Origin of the sequence: Pantoea sp. UBA5923 (assembly GCF_002431095.1) — a bacterium.
Classification (GTDB): domain Bacteria; phylum Pseudomonadota; class Gammaproteobacteria; order Enterobacterales; family Enterobacteriaceae; genus Pantoea; species Pantoea piersonii.
This window is the reverse complement of record NZ_DJDN01000062.1, coordinates 1-1,558: the sequence shown is the minus strand read 5'-3', so window position 1 is coordinate 1,558 and position 1,558 is coordinate 1. Positions and strand designations below refer to the sequence as shown.

The following is a 1,558-nucleotide window of genomic DNA, read 5'->3' as shown; positions in this document are numbered from 1 at the left end:
GCGTAAAGGCCATTTCGCTCGCCTCTTTGCCTCCGTCGTCGATTGTCGCCTGGCGATCGTCGATAAAGAGATCGTGCAGCCGCAGCGTCGCCCGGCCCGAGGCACCAAAGCGGTAACTGCTGCTCTCTTTTGCTGGCCCGTTAAACTGCAGCGTCAGCCGGGCAGGCCGATCGCAGGTCATAAGAATATCCAGATCGCGCGGTTCTCCCACGCGCAGCTCGCTGTCGGAGAGCCGGTTACCCGGCTTTGCCAGCAGTTCGCCACGGGTAACCGGAGCATAAACAATCTGCGCGTCGCTGAGCTGGAGCTGGCACGCTGCGCTGGCTTCGGCAGCGGCAAGCACCCCAGCCGCCAGCGTCAGGGAAAGGAGTAGAGGCTGTTTCACGTTACACATCTCGCAGAAAGGGAAGCATACAGGGCGCCAGGAGCCGCAGCCCACGGCGAAGCCAACGTGATAACGCAACGCTTGCCGTCTGGCCGCTGCGCGTAAAGCGCGCCGTTCGGCAGGTCGTCGAAAAAGATCGTGCCGTCTTCGTTAACAAATGCCAGCAGCACCCCTTTGGCATTTTTCACGGCGCTGCCCGGCGCGGGCTTTTCATTAGCAGGAAAGTTCAACAGCGCGCGACGCACTGTGAAAGCGGGGAGCGTCACCGGCACGACGGCGCCCCGGTAGGGCAAGACATCAATAATGCCGCCTGGAACCTGAACATTTTTCGGCAGGCTTTTCAGGTTGATGTTCACCGTATTCTTCTGCCAGGGCATCCATGAGGAAATGGCATAGCCGCTGCGGTCGCTCCACACAGCACCGGCTGGCGTCCGCATCTCGACGTCCGGCAGCGCATTGTTGAGTGAAATAACGCTAAACGTATCGCCCACGCTGCGCGGCGTGAAGGTCAGCCCTTCGCTATGCAGCACCGCGCCGCCGCGCGCGCCAGCATTAAAGCTGGTGCTGGTATCGCTGCGCGACGCGCCACCGCTTAGCTGGGTATATTTACTGGTCCAGCTGGCCGATCCAGCCAGCGAAGGATCGTCGCGCTGATTTTTCTCGCTCGACAGGCTCCATGCGAATTTATCGCTCAGGCTTTGGTCGTAGCCGATGCCGCCCTGCGATCTCCCGTCATTGCGGCTAATCCAGCTGCGCAGGCTGCGGTTCTCGCCCAGCGGCAGAGAAAAGTTGAGATAAGCGTAACGATTATCATAATGCCGCCGATCGCTTGTCAGCCGGTTTTTCTGTACGCCCAGGTTAACGTTGACCCTGCCAAAGGCGCGCCCCCAGGCCTGCGTATAGCCCAGCATATCGCCGCCTTGCCAGCTACGGGCCTGACTGCCGGTAAACGAAATCACGCCCAGCCAGTCATGGCTGTAACTCACACCTGCCGCATATTGCGATTTAATGTGACCGGTTTCTGCGGCGGTTTTATGAGAGGACCAGGAGCTGCTGGTATCAACATAGTTACGGCTGCGGGTATTCATTGAGGCGGTCAGCGAGAGTCGCTGCGTCACGGGATACATCAGCCCGGCCTGATGATTAAGCCCCTGCTTTTTTCCTGCATTCTCC

2 protein-coding genes are annotated in these 1,558 nt (G+C 59.6%); both read right to left on the bottom strand.

Annotation, left to right across the window (positions count from 1 at the left end; translation table 11 throughout):
- Nucleotides 1-385 (bottom strand): hypothetical protein (locus B3797_RS14630; RefSeq protein ID WP_311791453.1); only part of this gene is annotated, 385 nt, incomplete at its 3' end.
- The coding region (locus B3797_RS14625) for a fimbria/pilus outer membrane usher protein (protein WP_311791452.1) at nucleotides 382-1,558 on the bottom strand (1,177 nt) is incomplete at its 5' end. The genes B3797_RS14630 and B3797_RS14625, both read right to left, overlap by 4 nt.